This is a genomic window from Streptomyces mobaraensis NBRC 13819 = DSM 40847, assembly GCF_017916255.1.
GTDB lineage: Bacteria > Actinomycetota > Actinomycetes > Streptomycetales > Streptomycetaceae > Streptomyces > Streptomyces mobaraensis.
This window is the reverse complement of sequence record NZ_CP072827.1, coordinates 5634751-5650374: the sequence shown is the minus strand read 5'-3', so window position 1 is coordinate 5650374 and position 15624 is coordinate 5634751. Positions and strand designations below refer to the sequence as shown.

The 15624-nt window shown below is 71.3% G+C and carries 12 protein-coding genes; 4 read left to right on the top strand and 8 right to left on the bottom strand.

Features of this window, described 5'->3' with window-relative positions; translation table 11 throughout:
• Positions 1 to 39: 39 nt before the first annotated feature.
• The gene (locus J7W19_RS24440; RefSeq protein WP_004949028.1) at positions 40 to 1425 is read right to left on the bottom strand and encodes a M16 family metallopeptidase; all 1386 of its coding nucleotides are present in this window, start codon (positions 1423 to 1425) and stop codon (positions 40 to 42) included.
• Positions 1426 to 1676: 251 nt separating this feature from the next.
• Between J7W19_RS24440 and J7W19_RS24435 the strand changes: the two genes are divergently transcribed.
• The gene (locus J7W19_RS24435; protein WP_004949033.1) at positions 1677 to 4136 is read left to right on the top strand and encodes a DNA gyrase/topoisomerase IV subunit A; all 2460 of its coding nucleotides are present in this window, start codon (positions 1677 to 1679) and stop codon (positions 4134 to 4136) included.
• A gap of 30 nt (positions 4137 to 4166) precedes the next feature.
• On the opposite strand, the gene J7W19_RS24430 is transcribed toward J7W19_RS24435, so the two are convergent.
• A complete protein-coding gene (locus tag J7W19_RS24430) occupies positions 4167 to 5210 on the bottom strand; it encodes a CobW family GTP-binding protein (protein WP_004949035.1) in 1044 nt (347 codons plus the stop codon).
• A gap of 155 nt (positions 5211 to 5365) precedes the next feature.
• Between J7W19_RS24430 and J7W19_RS24425 the strand changes: the two genes are divergently transcribed.
• Together J7W19_RS24425 and J7W19_RS24420 are read left to right on the top strand one after the other, a co-directional pair.
• Positions 5366 to 6271, top strand: coding sequence for a sucrase ferredoxin (locus J7W19_RS24425; RefSeq protein ID WP_004949037.1), 906 nt, complete (start codon positions 5366 to 5368; stop codon positions 6269 to 6271).
• A 158-nt stretch (positions 6272 to 6429) separates the two neighbouring features.
• Positions 6430 to 7107 carry a response regulator gene (locus tag J7W19_RS24420; RefSeq protein WP_004949038.1) on the top strand — a complete coding sequence of 226 codons (678 nt, stop codon included), beginning with the start codon at positions 6430 to 6432 and terminating at the stop codon, positions 7105 to 7107.
• Between the two features lie 40 nt (positions 7108 to 7147).
• Here the strand turns inward: J7W19_RS24420 and J7W19_RS24415 are convergent, their stop codons facing one another.
• From J7W19_RS24415 to J7W19_RS24400, 4 genes are all read right to left on the bottom strand, one after another.
• Entirely contained in the window at positions 7148 to 7951 is an 804-nt protein-coding gene (locus J7W19_RS24415; RefSeq protein ID WP_004949039.1) for a response regulator transcription factor, read from the bottom strand.
• Positions 7952 to 8012: 61 nt separating this feature from the next.
• Positions 8013 to 9176, bottom strand: coding sequence for a sensor histidine kinase (locus tag J7W19_RS24410; protein WP_004949042.1), 1164 nt, complete (start codon positions 9174 to 9176; stop codon positions 8013 to 8015).
• A gap of 58 nt (positions 9177 to 9234) precedes the next feature.
• Entirely contained in the window at positions 9235 to 9723 is a 489-nt protein-coding gene (locus tag J7W19_RS24405) for a hypothetical protein (protein WP_004949043.1), read from the bottom strand.
• Positions 9724 to 9888: 165 nt separating this feature from the next.
• Positions 9889 to 12009 carry a DNA gyrase/topoisomerase IV subunit B gene (locus J7W19_RS24400; protein WP_004949044.1) on the bottom strand — a complete coding sequence of 707 codons (2121 nt, stop codon included), beginning with the start codon at positions 12007 to 12009 and terminating at the stop codon, positions 9889 to 9891.
• A gap of 446 nt (positions 12010 to 12455) precedes the next feature.
• Here J7W19_RS24400 and J7W19_RS24395 point away from each other — a divergent pair, with 446 nt between their 5' ends.
• Positions 12456 to 12686 (top strand): DUF7455 domain-containing protein, encoded by a 231-nt coding sequence (locus J7W19_RS24395; protein ID WP_004949045.1) that lies wholly within the window; start codon positions 12456 to 12458, stop codon positions 12684 to 12686.
• A 147-nt stretch (positions 12687 to 12833) separates the two neighbouring features.
• Here J7W19_RS24395 and J7W19_RS24390 read toward each other — a convergent pair whose 3' ends face one another.
• Both J7W19_RS24390 and J7W19_RS24385 read right to left on the bottom strand, forming a co-directional pair.
• On the bottom strand, positions 12834 to 13706 hold the full coding sequence (locus J7W19_RS24390) for a S1 family serine peptidase (RefSeq protein WP_004949047.1): 873 nt from the start codon (positions 13704 to 13706) through the stop codon (positions 12834 to 12836).
• A gap of 181 nt (positions 13707 to 13887) precedes the next feature.
• On the bottom strand, positions 13888 to 15444 hold the full coding sequence (locus tag J7W19_RS24385) for an RNA polymerase sigma factor (protein ID WP_051072668.1): 1557 nt from the start codon (positions 15442 to 15444) through the stop codon (positions 13888 to 13890).
• Between the last annotated feature and the right edge of the window lie 180 nt (positions 15445 to 15624).

Here is a 15624-nt window from a genome sequence, read left to right as displayed (position 1 = left end):
GTTCGGCGGTGCCGGTGGCGCCCACGACTGCGGCTTCGCTCACTGGGCCGTCTCCTGTTCCTGTACGTCGGCTTCCTGCGCCATGGCGCCCTCGGTGGCGCCGCTCTCTTCGGAGCCCGCGGTCTGGGGCCCGGTCGGCTCGTAGACGAGCACCGCGCGGTTGTCGGGGCGCAGCCGCGCCTGGGCGACGGCCCGCACCTCCTCCGGCGTGACCTCCAGGACCCGCTGGACCGCGGTGAGGGCGAGCTGCGGGTCGCCGAAGAGGACGGCGAAGCGGCAGAGTTCGTCGGCGCGGCCGCTGACGGTGGCCAGCCGGTCCAGCCATTCGCGCTCCAGCTGGGCCTGGGCGCGCTCCATCTCCTGGGCGGTGGGGCCCTCCAGGGCGAAGCGGGCCAGCTCCTCGTCGACGGCCGCCTCGATGTCGGCCACCTCGGCGCCGGCGGACGCCTTGACGTCCAGCCAGCCCAGCGAGGGGGCGCCCGCCAGGCGCAGCATGCCGAAGCCCGCCGCGACCGCGGTGCGGTCGTGCCGGACCAGGCGGTTGTGCAGCCGCGACGACTCGCCGCCGCCGAGGACGGTCAGCGCCAGGTCGGCGGCGTCCGCCTCCCGGGTGCCGTCGTGCGGGAGCCGGTAGGCGGCCATCAGGGCGCGCGAGGGCACCTCCTCGCGGACCACCTGGCGGAGCTGCTCGCCGATGACGTCGGGCAGGGCGCCGTCGCGCGGCGGCTGCTTGCGGTCGTGGGCGGGGATGGACCCGAAGTACTTCTCGATCCAGGCCAGCGTCCGCTCGGGGTCGATGTCGCCGACCACGGCGAGGACGGCGTTGCCGGGCGCGTAGTACGTGCGGAAGAACTCCCGCGCGTCCTCCAGGGAGGTGGCGTCCAGGTCGGCCATCGAGCCGATGGGCGTGTGGTGGTAGGGGTGGCCCTCGGGGTAGACCATCGCCGTCAGCCGCTCGAACGCGGTGCCGTAGGGCACGTTGTCGTACCGCTGGCGGCGCTCGTTCTTGACGACGTCGCGCTGGTTCTCCATGGACTCGTCGTCGAGCGCGGTGAGCAGCGAGCCCATCCGGTCGGCTTCCAGCCACAGCGCCAGCTCCAGCTGGTGGGCGGGCATGGTCTCGAAGTAGTTGGTCCGCTCGAAGCTGGTGGTGCCGTTGAGCGAACCGCCGGCGCCCTGCACCAGCTCGAAATGGCCGTTGCCCTTCACCTGCGCCGAGCCCTGGAACATCAGGTGCTCGAAGAGGTGGGCGAGGCCGGTGCGGCCCTTGACCTCGTGGCGCGAGCCGACGTCGTACCAGAGGCAGACTGCCGCGACCGGGGTCAGGTGGTCCTCCGAGAGCACCACTCGCAAGCCGTTGGCCAGGCGGTGCTCGGTCGCTGTCAGGCCGCCGGTGCCGGCCTGTTGCGCGGCCGTGTGACCCATGGGCATGTACGTCCCTTCGATCGCTCGATATCTCGCTGCATCCCGCGCCGCCGTTACCCGCCCGCGGCGCCCGCGACGACTCGCGTGATGAACACTGCTGTCACTGTATGCAAGCGCACCGACATCCGGCGAAGTTCCCGAGGCCGGTGCGGTCCTCGCGGACGGGTCGCGGTCGGCGTTGTCAGTGGGGAGGTCCACAATGGTCGGCGTCAGTCCGCCCCCGGCAATCGACCGAAGGAGCCGCAGCCGCGATGGCCCGCCGCAGCACGAAGACCCCGCCGCCGGAAGAGTTCGAGGAGCGCATCCTCGACATCGACGTCGTCGACGAGATGCAGGGCTCCTTCCTCGAGTACGCCTACTCCGTCATCTACTCCCGCGCCCTGCCCGACGCCCGCGACGGCCTCAAGCCGGTGCAGCGCCGCATCCTCTTCCAGATGAACGAGATGGGCCTCCGGCCCGAACGCGGCTACGTGAAGTGCGCGCGCGTGGTCGGCGAGGTGATGGGCAAGCTGCACCCGCACGGTGACGCCTCCATCTACGACGCGCTGGTGCGCATGGCGCAGCCGTTCTCCATGCGCGTGCCGCTGGTCGACGGCCACGGCAACTTCGGCTCGCTGGGCAACGACGACCCGCCGGCCGCCATGCGGTACACCGAGGCCCGGATGGCGTCCGCGACCTCGCTGATGACGGAGTCGATCGACGAGGACACCGTCGACTTCGCCGCCAACTACGACGGCAGCGAGCAGGAGCCGGTCGCCCTCCCGGCCGCCTACCCGAACCTGCTGGTCAACGGCACCACGGGCATCGCGGTCGGCATGGCGACGAACATGCCTCCGCACAACCTGGGCGAGGTGATCGCCGCCGCCCGGCACCTGATCCGGCACCCGAACGCCGACCTCGACACCCTGATGAAGTACGTCCCCGGTCCCGACCTGCCCACGGGCGGCCGAATCGTCGGGCTGAACGGCATCCGGGACGCGTACGAGACGGGCCGCGGCACCTTCAAGATCCGCGCCACCGTCTCCGTCGAGAACGTGACGGCCCGCCGCAAGGGCCTGGTGGTGACCGAGCTGCCGTTCGCGGTCGGCCCGGAGAAGGTCATCTCCAAGATCAAGGACCTGGTCGGGGCGAAGAAGCTCCAGGGCATCGCCGATGTGAAGGACCTCACGGACCGGGCGCACGGCCTGCGGCTGGTCATCGAGATCAAGAACGGCTTCAACCCCGAGGCCGTGCTGGAGCAGCTCTACAAGCTGACCCCGATGGAGGAGTCCTTCGGCATCAACAACGTCGCGCTGGTGGACGGCCAGCCGCTGACGCTGGGTCTGAAGGAGCTGCTGGAGGTCTACGTCGACCACCGCTTCGAGGTGGTCCGGCGGCGCAGCGAGTTCCGCCGCGGCAAGCGGCGCGACCGGCTTCACCTGGTCGAGGGCCTGCTGGTGGCGCTCGTTGACATCGACGAGGTCATCAGAATCATCCGATCGAGCGACAATGCCGCGGCGGCGAAGGCATCACTCGTCGAGCGCTTCTCCCTCTCCGAGGTGCAGACGCAGTACATCCTCGACACCCCGCTGCGCCGGCTGACCAAGTTCGACCGGATCGAGCTGGAGGACGAGCGGACCAAGCTGACCTCGGAGATCGAGGAGCTGACGAAGATCCTCGAATCCGACGCCGAGCTGCGCAAGCTGGTCTCCTCCGAACTGGCCGACGTCGCCAAGAAGTTCGGCACCGACCGGCGCACGGTCCTGCTGGAGTCGGCGGGCGCCCCGGCGTCGGCCGTCCCGCTCCAGGTCGCCGACGACCCGTGCCGGGTGCTGCTCTCCTCGACGGGCCTGCTGGCCCGCACCGCCACCGGCGAGCCGTTCGCGCCCGGCGCGGGCGAGACCAAGCGCGTGAAGCATGATGTGATCGTCTCGGCGGTGCCCGCCACCGCGCTGGGCGAGGTCGGCGTGGTCACCTCGGCCGGGCGGCTGCTGCGGCTGCGGGTGATCGACCTGCCCCAGCTGCCGGAGACGGCCGCGGCGCCCAACCTGGCCGGCGGCGCGCCCCTGTCGGAGTTCCTGTCGCTGGCCGACGACGAGCGGGTGGTCTGCCTGACCACGCTGGACGAGTCCTCGCCCGGCCTCGCCATCGGCACCGAGCAGGGCGTCGTCAAGCGCGTGGTCCCCGACTACCCGGCCAACAAGGACGAGCTGGAGGTCATCTCCCTCAAGGCCGGCGACCGCGTCGTGGGCGCGGCCGAGCTGCGGACCGGCGACGAGGATCTGGTCTTCATCACCGACGACGCCCAGCTGCTGCGCTACCAGGCCGGGCAGGTGCGGCCGCAGGGCCGGCCCGCGGGCGGCATGGCGGGCGTCAAGCTGTCCTCCGGGGCGAAGGTGATCTCCTTCACCGCCGTCGACCCGGCGGAGGACGCGGTGGTCTTCACGGTGGCCGGGGCCGCGGGCGGACTGCCCGGCGCGGCCTCCGAGGGGACGGCGAAGCTGACGCCGTTCGACCAGTACCCGCGCAAGGGCCGGGCCACCGGCGGCGTGCGCTGCCAGCGGTTCCTCAAGGGCGAGGACTGCCTGGTCCTGGCCTGGGCGGGCGCCGCCCCGGCCCGCGCCGCGACGGCCAACGGGACGCCCGCGGTCCTGCCGGAGCCCGACCCGCGCCGCGACGGCTCGGGTACGCCGCTGGCCAAGCCGGTGGCGGTGGTGGCCGGACCGGTGTGATCCGGCCGGTACACCCAGGGCCGGCCCGGGTCAGCCCTGGGTGTACCGCAGGACGCCCCACATGCTGTGGTCGTCGGCGTCCTGCGGCGCCTCGTTGCGGCAGACTTCCAGGCCGGCCCGCAGGGCGCTCCCGTCGATGCCGCTGCCGATCATGACGAGCTGGGTGAGGCGGCGTTCCGACCGCGCCCAGGGCGAGCGGTACATGCGCAGGAAGTCCCCCACCGCGTGCAGGGCGAACTTCTGCCGGTGCCCGGGCACCCCGAAGTAGACGAATCCCTTGATCCGGTAGAGCCCTTCCGGTCTGCGGTCCAGGAACTCCATGAAGCGGCGGGGGTGCAGGGGGTCGTCGGAGACGAACTCGACGCTCTCGTACGCCGCGTGCAGATGCCCCTCGTGCCCGTCGTGCGCGTGGTCGCGCTCCTCGTGGGCCAGGTCCTCGAAGGAGAGCTGCCGGATCGCCTCCAGGCGGTCCTCGCGCGGCTTGCGGTCGAAGAGCAGCTCGGGGTCGACCCGGCCGTGCGAGGAGGCGACGACGGGGGTGCCGGGCGCCAGTCCGGCGAGAACCGCCTCGAGGTCCTCCCGCTCCGCGTCGGTCACCCGGTCCGTCTTGTTGAGCACCACCAGGTCCGCGATGCCCAGGTGCCGGTCGAGCTCGGGGTGCCGCTCACGGGTCCGGCCGAACTCGGCGGCGTCCACCACCTCGACCAGACCGCCGTAGACGATGCTCTCGTTGTCGCTGGCCAGGATCATCCGGACCAGTTCCTCCGGCTCGGCCAGTCCGCTGGCCTCGATCACGATGACGTCGATCCTGGCCGCCGGGCGGGCCAGCCGCTCCAGGAAGCCGTCCAGCTCGCTGGTGTCGACCGCGCAGCAGAGGCAGCCGTTGCCGAGCGACACCATGGAGTCCACCTGGCCGGCCACGCTCAGGGCATCGATCTCGATGCTGCCGAAGTCATTGACCACCACACCGATCCGGCTGCCCCCGCTGTGTGCCAGCAGGTGGTTGAGCAGCGTCGTCTTGCCCGAGCCGAGGAAGCCCGCGAGCACGATGACGGGGATCTGTCGTCTGGCCACCCGAGCGCCTTTCCGTCGTCTTTCCGTCGTGATTCCGTCGCCGGTCGGAGAACACGGCGGCTCCCCGCACCCTGCCCGCCCCAGGATATGGTCGTACCGGAAGCCGGGACCGACCGGGCGCGCAGCGCCCTCCGGCCCAGGTTAGGCTCACCTATGTGAGCACGTGCGCCACCGCCTCCCGACTGCTGACCGAGCCCCTGGCCGGCACCGCCGTCACCGCCCCCACCTGGCTGCTGATCGAACAGCCCGGCCCCTGGGGAGCCAAGGCACTCACCGGCAGCCGCCTCGACTCCGCCGTCGGCCGGGCCCTGGAGCAGGCGGCCGCGGGCACGGACGTACGGGTCGCCCTCATCCGCCGCCCCGGGCGGCACGCGGACTGCCGCCCGCCGGCCGGCCGCCGGATCTTCGTCGCGCACACGGCACCCGGCCGCTCCTGGATCCGCACCACGGAACTCGACGACCCGGCCCGCCTCCTGGACCTGGACTTCGCCGCACTCGGCGCCGGACACCACGGCGGGCTGTGGGAGCCGTACACCGGCGATCCGCTCGCCCTGGTGTGCACCAACGGCAAGCGCGACCGCTGCTGCGCCCTGCTGGGCCGTCCGCTCGCGGCGGAGCTGACGGCCGCCGGGGGCACCGGGGTCTGGGAGGTCACTCACATCGGCGGCCACCGCTTCGCGCCGACCCTCTTCGTGCTGCCCTTCGGCTACGCGTACGGCCGGGCCACCGCGCACGGAGTGAAGGAAGTGCTGGAGGCCGCGCGCGAGGGCCATGTGGTGACCGCGAACTGCCGCGGCCGGTCCGCCTGGGACCGCCCCGCCCAGGCCGCCGAACTGGCCGTCCGCGCCCTGACCGGCGAGACGGACGCGGACGCCCTCACCGTGGCCGCCACCACCGGCTCCGCCCCTCGCCACGAGGTGACCGTGGCCCATGCCGACGGCCGGTCCTGGCGGGTCCTCGTCGAGCGGGGAGCCGCCGAGCCACCCCGCCCCGAGAGCTGCGGCCGGGCCCTCGGCTCACCGGCCCGCATGGACGTCGTCGCCGTCGTCCCGCTCAGCTGAGGAGCCGCGGAAGCCGGCCCCGCCCGCGCGGTGTGCCACGTGAGCACGCGAACCCTGTTCTGCTCGTTCTGCGCACGCTAGAACAGGTGGCGGCACGACGGGGCCGCGAGACGGCGGAGCCGAGGGCCGTCCGGCCACACCGCTCGAAGGGGTGCACCATGTTCGAAGTCCTCGTCGTGGACGACGACTTCCGTGTGGCGGAGGTCAACGCGGCGTATGTGGAACGGGTTCCGGGCTTCCGCGTACGGGCCACCGCCCACAACGCGGCCCAGGCCATGGCCGTTCTGGAACGCGAGCACGTCGACCTGATGCTGCTCGACCACTCCCTGCCGGACGAGACGGGCCTGTCGCTCATGGGCCGCGTCCGGCAGTCGGGGCATCCGACGGACGTCATCATGGTGACCGCGGCCCGGGACATCGCCACCGTCCGCACGGCCATCCGCTACGGAGCCCTGCAGTACCTCGTCAAACCGTTCTCCTTCCCCGGTCTGCGGGCGAAGCTGGAGGCGTACGCCCGGCTGCGCCTGGCCCTCGACGGCACGGAGGAGGCCGAGCAGGAACAGGTGGACCGGATCTTCTCCACCCTGCGGACGGCCGCCGCCGCACCGCCGTTGCCCAAGGGGCAGTCCGCCCCGACGGCGGAGCTGATCCGCCGGGTGCTCCGCGACGCCGCGCATCCGCTGTCCGCCCACGAGGTCGCGGCGCGCGCCGGACTGAGCCGCTCCACCGCCCAGCGCTACCTCAAGCGCCTGGAGACGTCCGGCCGGCTGAGCCTGACCCTGCGCTACGGCTCCACGGGCCGCCCCGAACACCGCTACACCTGGTCCGGCCGCTGACCGCTGACCGACGAGGAGCACCTCCCAGTCCCTCACGCTCTCATCCCCGGGGCCCCGGCCCGAGAGGCCCCGCGATGCCGTGGTGGAACGCGTACCGGACGGCCTGCGCCCGGTCCCGTACCCCCGTCTTGGCGAAGAGGTTGTTGATGTGGGTCTTCACCGTGGCCGTGCTGACGTGCAGCCGCCGGGCGATCTCCGTGTTGGACAGCCCCTCCGCGACCAGCGCCAGCACCTCCGCCTCACGCGCGGTCAGCCCGTCGGGCAGCGCCTCCGCAGTCCCCCCGGCCCCCGCCGCCCGGCGATCGGCGGACGGACCGGACGACACCGACGACGCCGATGACGCCGCCGTCGGCGCCGGCGCCGACGAGCCGTACGGCCCTGACGCCTTGGCGGGCGCCGCCGCCAGCCGCTCCAGCAGCCTCCGCTGCACCTGCGGGGAGAGCCCCGCCTCCCCCGACCTCACGTCCTCGATCGCCCGGACGATCTCCTCCCCTCCCGCGTCCTTGGTGAGATACCCCCGCGCCCCGGCCTGGAGCGCGGGGAAGAGCGAGTCGTCGTCTCCGAAGGTGGTGAGCACCACGACCTGGGTGTCCGGATGGTCCGCGCGGATACGCCGGGTGGCCTCGACACCGTCGCAGCGCGGCATGCGCAGGTCCATCAGCACCACATCCGGGGCGTGCTCGGCGACGAGCCGCACGGCCTCCAGCCCGTCGGCGGCCGACCCGATGACCTCGATGCCGGGCAGCAACCCCAACAGAATCACGATCCCCTCCCGCACCACGGTCTGGTCGTCCACCACCAGGACCCGCGCCGGCGACCGCTCCGCCTCACCCGCTCCGCTCACACCACTCCCGCCTCCCGGAACCACTCCCGCTCCCCCCACCTGACATTCCCCATGTTTCTCATCACGCCGGCACCTTCAGGCGCACCAGGAAGCCCTCGCGCCCCTGACCCACCGGACCGGCCTCAAGACTGCCCCCCAGCAGCTCGGCCCGCTCCCGCATGCCGAGCAGCCCGTACCCGGCGCCGGAGCCGGCCAGCTCGGTGTTCTTCCCCCGCGCCCCACCGTCATGAACCGCCAGCTCCACTTCTCCCTCCAAATAGGAGAACTCCATGTCCACCCGCGCCCCCGGAGCGTGCTTGCGCACATTGGTGAGCGCCTCCTGCGCGACCCGTCGCACCGCCAGCCCGGCCTCGGCCGGAAGCGGACGCGGCTCGCCGGTCACCCGCAGCCCGGCCCCCTGCGCGGCCGCGAGGTCCCGCAGGAACTCCTCCGGCCGTGTCATCTCCCCCCGCAGCGCGGACAGCGCCTGCCGGGTCTCGGCCAGCCCCTCCCTGGCCATCCCCCGCGCCGACACGATCCGTTCGAGGACCTGGTCGCGTTCCGCGCCGCTCTCGACCAGCAGCCGCGCGGCCTCCAGGTGGACCAGCTGGGCCGAGAGACTGTGCGCGAGGACGTCATGGATCTCCCGTGCGATCCGCGCCCGCTCGTTCAGCGCCGCCGTCTCCGCCTCCGCTCGGCGCGCGGCCCGCTCCTGGGCCAGCATCCGGAACCCGGCCCCCCGCGCCTCCTCGTCCAGCCGCAGCGAGTACCCGGTGAGCAGCACCACGGCCACCGTCGCCGTCGTTCCCGCCCAGGAGTCCCGCGTCGTCAGGACGTAGGCGCCGAGCGGGACCGCCGCCAGCCCCAGCCCGGGCCCGAGCGGCAGCCGCTCCACCGCGACGACGGCGGCGACGCACCACAGCCCGGCGGCGGTGACATGCGTCCCCGCCCACTCGGCCGGGGCCCCTGCCACGACCGGCACCGCCAACAGACCGATCGAGGCCCACAGCCGCCGGTCGAGCGTCGTGGTGAAGCACCGCCAGATCGCGGCGCCGCACACCGCGAACCCCGCGGCCACCACCGCGTACTCCCACCCGCGGAGCACGTCCTCCCGCACCACGCTGGCGAAGAACAGCCCGACCAGCACGGCTCGCACGATCCACTTCAGCACCTGGCGACGGCGCGGCACCCCGGCCTGGGAGAGCGCCTCCCGGGCGGGCCACGCGGTCCAGCTCTCCCTGGGCACGTCCGGCTCCTCCACCCGTGCTCCGGTGCCGCGCCATGCGGCCTCACGTCCCGCGATCTCAGCCACCGGCAACGACACCGTACGCCGGAAGGGGCCGCCGGGCCCGCAGCACCACGATCCCGGTCCGGGCCAGCAGCATCGCCGCGACCGTGACCAGAGTGGCCGCCGTCCCCTGATGGACGCCGATCAGCGCCCCGACCCCGGACAGCCCCAGCCGCAGCGCCAGCCCGCCGGCCCAGATCCCCACCGCGGCCTTCGTGCCCCGCGCCCAGACCGCGCCCGACTCGTCGGTCCATATTCGGGTGGTCCAGGCCCAGGCCGCACCCGTGGCGAGGCCCACCAGCACCCCCGCCGTCAGCAGCCCCACGGACGCCACCCGATGGCCGGCGTCCACCATCCCCGGCTCCCTGGCCGCGACGACGACCAGCGCCACGGGCGCGATCCACCACTTCCGTTCGCCCGAGACCACCTTCTGCGGCTTGAACTGCCGGACGACGACGAGCACGACGACGGCGACAATCACCCCTGCGTCGATCAGACCGGACATGGAACACCCCTCCGTTGAGCGTGGACACCGCGGCCGACCGCGGGTGAACACGCCGCCGGCCGACACATCCGACGCTACGGAGCCGGCGCCCGGCACGGATCGGAGCAGGGGTGGATCAGGGGTGGAGCCCGGGTGGAGACCCTCTCTCCACCCGGGGGTGGAGAATCAGGCGTCGATGCGCGAGCGGTCCAGCGTCGCCGCCGAGTTGGTGATGAACTCCTTGCGCGGCGCGACCTCGTTGCCCATCAGCAGGTCGAACGTCCGCTCGGCGGCCTCCAGGTCGCTGATGTTGATCCGGCGCAGGGTGCGGTGGCGCGGGTCCATCGTGGTCTCCGCGAGCTGGTCGGCATCCATCTCGCCCAGACCCTTGTAGCGCTGGACGGAGTCCTTGTACCGGACGCCCTTGCGCTCCAGCTCCAGCAGCGTCTGCCGCAGCTCGTTGTCGGAGTACGTGTAGATGTACTTGTCCTGACCCTTCTTGGGGTGGGTCAGCTCCACCCGGTGCAGCGGCGGCACCGCGGAGAACACCCGTCCCTCCTCCACCATCGGCCGCATGTACCGCTGGAAGAGGGTGAGCAGCAGGATGCGGATGTGCGCTCCGTCGACATCGGCGTCGGCGAGGAAGATGACCTTGCCGTAGCGCGCGGCGTCGATGTCGAAGGTCCGGCCGGACCCCGCTCCTATCACCTGGATGATCGCCCCGCACTCGGCGTTCTTGAGCATGTCCGACACCGAGGCCTTCTGCACGTTCAGGATCTTGCCCCGGATCGGCAGCAGCGCCTGGAACTCCGAGTTCCGCGCCAGCTTGGCGGTGCCCAGGGCCGAGTCGCCCTCGACGATGAACAGCTCGCTGCGCTCCACGTCGTCGCTGCGGCAGTCGGCCAGCTTGGCCGGCAGCGACGAGGACTCCAGCGCCGTCTTGCGGCGCTGCGCCTCCTTGTGCTGCCGGGCGGCGATCCGCGTCCTGGCGGCCGCGACGATCTTCTCCAGGACCGCCCGCGCCTGCTGCTTCGCGTCGCGCTTGGTCGAGGTCAGGAACGCCTTGAGTTCCTTCGCCACGACGTTCGCGACGATCCGGGACGCGGCCGAGGTGCCCAGCACCTCCTTCGTCTGGCCTTCGAACTGCGGCTCCGCCAGCCGCACGGTCACCACCGCCGTGAGGCCCTCCATGGCGTCGTCCTTGACCACGTCGTCCTCGGCGACGCGCAGCAGCTTGCTCGCCCGCAGCACGTCGTTGACGGTCTTGGTGACGGACCGCTCGAAGCCCGCGACGTGGGTGCCGCCCTTCGGGGTGGCGATGATGTTGACGAACGACTTGACCGTGGTGTCGTAGCCGGTGCCCCAGCGCAGCGCGATGTCCACCCCCAGCTCGCGGGTGACCTCGGTGGGCGTCATGTGCCCGCGCTCGTCGAGGACGGGCACGGTCTCCTTGAACGTGCCCTGTCCGCTGAGCCGCAGCACGTCGCAGACGGCCTTGTCCTGCGCGAGGAACTCGCAGAACTCGCCGATCCCGCCGTCGTAGTGGAACGTCTCCTCGGTGACGTCCGCGCCGTCCAGACCCCGCTCGTCCCGGACCACGATCGTGAGCCCGGGCACCAGGAAGGCCGTCTGCCGGGCGCGCCCGTACAGCGTTTCCAGGGACAGCTTGGCGTCCTTGAGGAAGATCTGGCGGTCCGCCCAGTAGCGGATGCGGGTGCCGGTCCGGTTCTTGGGCACCTTCTTGCCCTTGAGCAGTCCGTTGGCCGGGTCGAAGGGGGCGTCGGGGCCGGACTCGGTGAAGATGCCCGGCACACCGCGGCGGAAACTGATCGCGTGGGTCCTGCTGTTCCGGTCCACCTCGACGTCCAGCCGCGCGGAGAGCGCGTTGACGACCGAGGCGCCCACGCCGTGCAGACCGCCGGAGGCGGCGTACGAGCCACCGCCGAACTTCCCGCCCGCGTGCAGCTTGGTCATGACGACCTCGACGCCCGACAGCCCCGTCTTCGGCTCGACGTCCACCGGGATGCCCCGGCCGTTGTCGCGGACCTCCACGGAGCCGTCGTCGTGCAGGACGACCTCGATGCGGTCGCAGTAGCCGCCCAGGGCCTCGTCGACGGAGTTGTCGATGATCTCCCAGAGGCAGTGCATCAGGCCGCGGCTGTCCGTCGACCCGATGTACATGCCGGGACGCTTCCGGACGGCTTCCAGTCCTTCGAGGACGAGCAGGTGCCGCGCGGTGTAGTTGGATCCGTCCCGGTCTGCCCCGGTCAGCAATGCGGTGGACGGCACGGACGTATCGGCGGTCACGCGGTTCGCTCCTCGCTGAATTTCTCTGTCACCCGTCTGCGGGCGCATGGCTGGCTCGTTCGCCGTTCAGAGGGTACCGAGGCCCGGTAGAGCCTTTGTGCCGCCACCCGCGGCGCCGACCATGCTAGTCGAATTTCGAATACCCGTTCGATGACTCGATGGGGTGACGTGCACATCACGTTCCCTTGGAGGCATGAACCATTTAGGCTCCGGGCACGTCCTGAAGAACAACCCGGCAAGCCGGCCGGGTGGACGGACCCCCCGGTGATGTGAACCTCAGCGATGTGAAACCGTAGACCCACGCAATACGGCTCATTCGCCGCCAAACGTCAAGATCCGGCTCACTCGGAAGAAAGTTTCGAGGAAAAGCCACGAGCGGGAACGTTTTCGGCCTGGTTGGATGTTGACCCTGGTACGACAGCTCGTCGAGCTAGAGAAGAGGCGACGTGACTACTGTTCTGACCCCCGCGAGCCCGCTGACGGCCGCTGACCGCTGCGACCGGTGCGGCGCTCAGGCTTACCTGCGCGTCGTTCTCCTGAGCGGCGGTGAGCTGCTGTTCTGTGCCCACCACGGGCGCAAGTTCGAGCCGGAGCTCAAGAAGATCGCTGCGGAGATACAGGACGAGACCGAGCGACTGACGGCCGTCCCGGCCTCCGCGTCCGACGAGGACCGCTGAGGCCCTCCCCAGGACCGCTGAGTCCACCGCTGGAACGCTGGCACATCGCATCCACGACGAGCGAGGTCCGGCCCTTGTGGGCCGGGCAGCGACGGGCGGCGCCCCCACCGGGGCGGCCGCCCGTCCTCGTCGGGTGCACGCCCGCCCTTACGACGGGACCGCCGGGCGCGCCAGCTGAGCGGGCCCCTGAGACGTGTGCGGCTTCGCGTCGACACTGTGCGCCGTGACCATCGCGGAAACGGCGGAGATGCGCGTATAGACCCCCGGACGGCCGGGCTGGGCGCATCCGCTCCCCCATGACACCAGCCCCACCAGCCGTCCGTCCGCCACCAGCGGCCCTCCGCTGTCGCCCTGGCAGGCGTCCTTCCCGCCTTCCGACCAGCCCGCGCAGAGCATGGTCTTCCGGTCGTAGGCTCCCTCCAGCCCGCCCGGGTACGCCTTCTCGCAGAGGTCGTCGGCGAGGACGAGCACCGAGGCGGCACGCAGTGTGTCCGAGTACGACCCGTTGCCCAGCGTGTCGCCCCAGCCGTACACCATGGCCGGCGTATTCGCCGCGTAGACCGGCTCGCCCTGCTGCGCCATCGCGATCGCACGGCCGTCGGGGAGGGGCTCCGCCAACGTGATGACGCCGACGTCCCCGGCGTTGGTCCCCGCGTTGAAGTCCGGGTTGACCCAGGTCTCCTTCACAGCCAGCTCCGACCCCGCCTTCCCGCGCAGATCGTCGCGGTCGACGATGACCCGCAGGTCGGAGGCCGCGCTCGGATCCGTGCCGAGCACCTCGCGGGTGAGGCAGTGAGCGGCGGTCACAACCGTGCTGCGCCCCACCACGACGCCGCCGCAGAACTGCCCGGAGCGCGTCGCACCGAACCGTTCCCGGCTCGCCAGGGCCACCATCCACGGCGCGTCCGCGGTCTTCACCTCCTGCCCGCCCACGACCAGCCGCTCATCGGCCGCCACCGGCTTCGGCACCGCGAGCAGCAGCGCGAAGGCGGCGGTCAGCGAACAGCTCAGGGCGCGCATACCGTCTCCTGACGCAGCGGAAGCACTTGCCTTCCCAGAGTCAACCCCGGCACCGTCCGCCGCATCCGGAGTCCGCCGTCCGCCACACCCTCCGGACGGCCGTCGCCGTACCGGCCGGACGACGAGGGCCCGGCCCCTCCGAAGAGGAACCGGGCCCTGTGATCGGGGCGTCGCCCGAGGATCAGTCCAGGTAGTCGCGCAGCACCTGGGAACGCGACGGGTGACGCAGCTTGGACATGGTCTTCGACTCGATCTGCCGGATGCGCTCACGCGTCACCCCGTAGACCTTGCCGATCTCGTCGAGCGTCTTCGGCTGACCGTCGGTGAGGCCGAAGCGCATGGACACCACGCCGGCCTCGCGCTCGCTGAGCGTGTCCAGAACCGAGTGCAGCTGCTCCTGCAGAAGCGTGAAGCTCACCGCGTCGGCGGGGACGACCGCCTCGGAGTCCTCGATGAGGTCACCGAACTCGCTGTCCCCGTCCTCACCCAGCGGAGTGTGGAGGGAGATCGGCTCACGGCCGTACTTCTGGACCTCGATGACCTTCTCGGGGGTCATGTCGAGCTCCTTGGCCAGCTCCTCCGGGGTGGGCTCACGGCCCAGGTCCTGGAGCATCTGGCGCTGCACGCGCGCGAGCTTGTTGATGACCTCGACCATGTGCACCGGGATACGGATGGTGCGGGCCTGGTCGGCCATGGCTCGCGTGATCGCCTGGCGGATCCACCAGGTGGCGTAGGTCGAGAACTTGTAGCCCTTCGTGTAGTCGAACTTCTCGACCGCACGGATCAGACCCAGGTTGCCCTCCTGGATCAGGTCCAGGAAGAGCATGCCGCGACCGGTGTAGCGCTTGGCCAGGGAGACCACGAGACGGAGGTTGGCCTCCAGCAGGTGGTTCTTGGCGCGCCGGCCGTCCTCGGCGATGATCTCCAGCTCACGCTTGAGCTTCGGGGCGAGCTTGTCCGCGTTGGCCAGCTTGTCCTCGGCGAACAGACCGGCCTCGATCCGCTTGGCGAGCTCCACCTCCTGCTCGGCGTTGAGGAGGGGCACCTTGCCGATCTGCTTGAGGTAGTCCTTGACCGGGTCGGCGGTGGCACCGGCCACCGCGACCTGCTGCGCCGGGGCGTCGTCCTCGTCCTCGTCGGACAGCACGAAGCCCTTGTTCTCGCCGGTCTCCTCCTCCTCGTCGACCTTGCCGGGGGTGGGGGTCTCGTCGACGAGCTCGTCCTCGAGGAGCTCGTCGGCGTCCTTCTTGGCGGTGGCCTTCTTGGCCGTCGTCTTCTTGGCGGTGGCCTTCTTGGCCACCGTCTTCTTCGCGGCCGTCTTCTTCGCGGCGGCCTTCTTGGCGGGCGTCACGGCCTCGTCACCCGCTTCGTCGCCATAGCCCGCGGCGGACGAGGCGGCGGCCGTGGACGACGGACGGGACGTGACCGTCTTGGACGAGACGGCCTTGGTGGCGGTGCGCTTCGCCGGGCTCTTCGCTGCGACGCTCTTGCGGGTGCGCTTGGGCGCCTCTGCCGCACTGACCATCAGCGTCACACCTTCCTCATCGAGGACCTGGTTGAGGCTGCGCAGAACGTTCTTCCACTGGGTTGGCGGAATCTGGTCAGCCTCGAAGGCCCGACGCACGTCGTCGCCGGCGATCTGCCCCTCGGCCTTTCCCTGCTCGATGAGCGCCATCAGAGACTCGGATTCGGCGATCTCCGGCGGGAGCGTACGGGATGTGCTGGCCGACACGAACAACCTCTCGGAACGATGGAAACGGCTTCCGGCTCCATCCGCTGGGGATCGGAGCCGACGACCGTCGGCAAGGATGAACCGACGGCGCGGGCGATAGTGCGGTAGCAACACAGCGCCTCGTTCGAGGTCTGTATTCCCTCCACGGCCACCACCTCTTAAGTCATCGCGCTGCCTCAGGGAGCG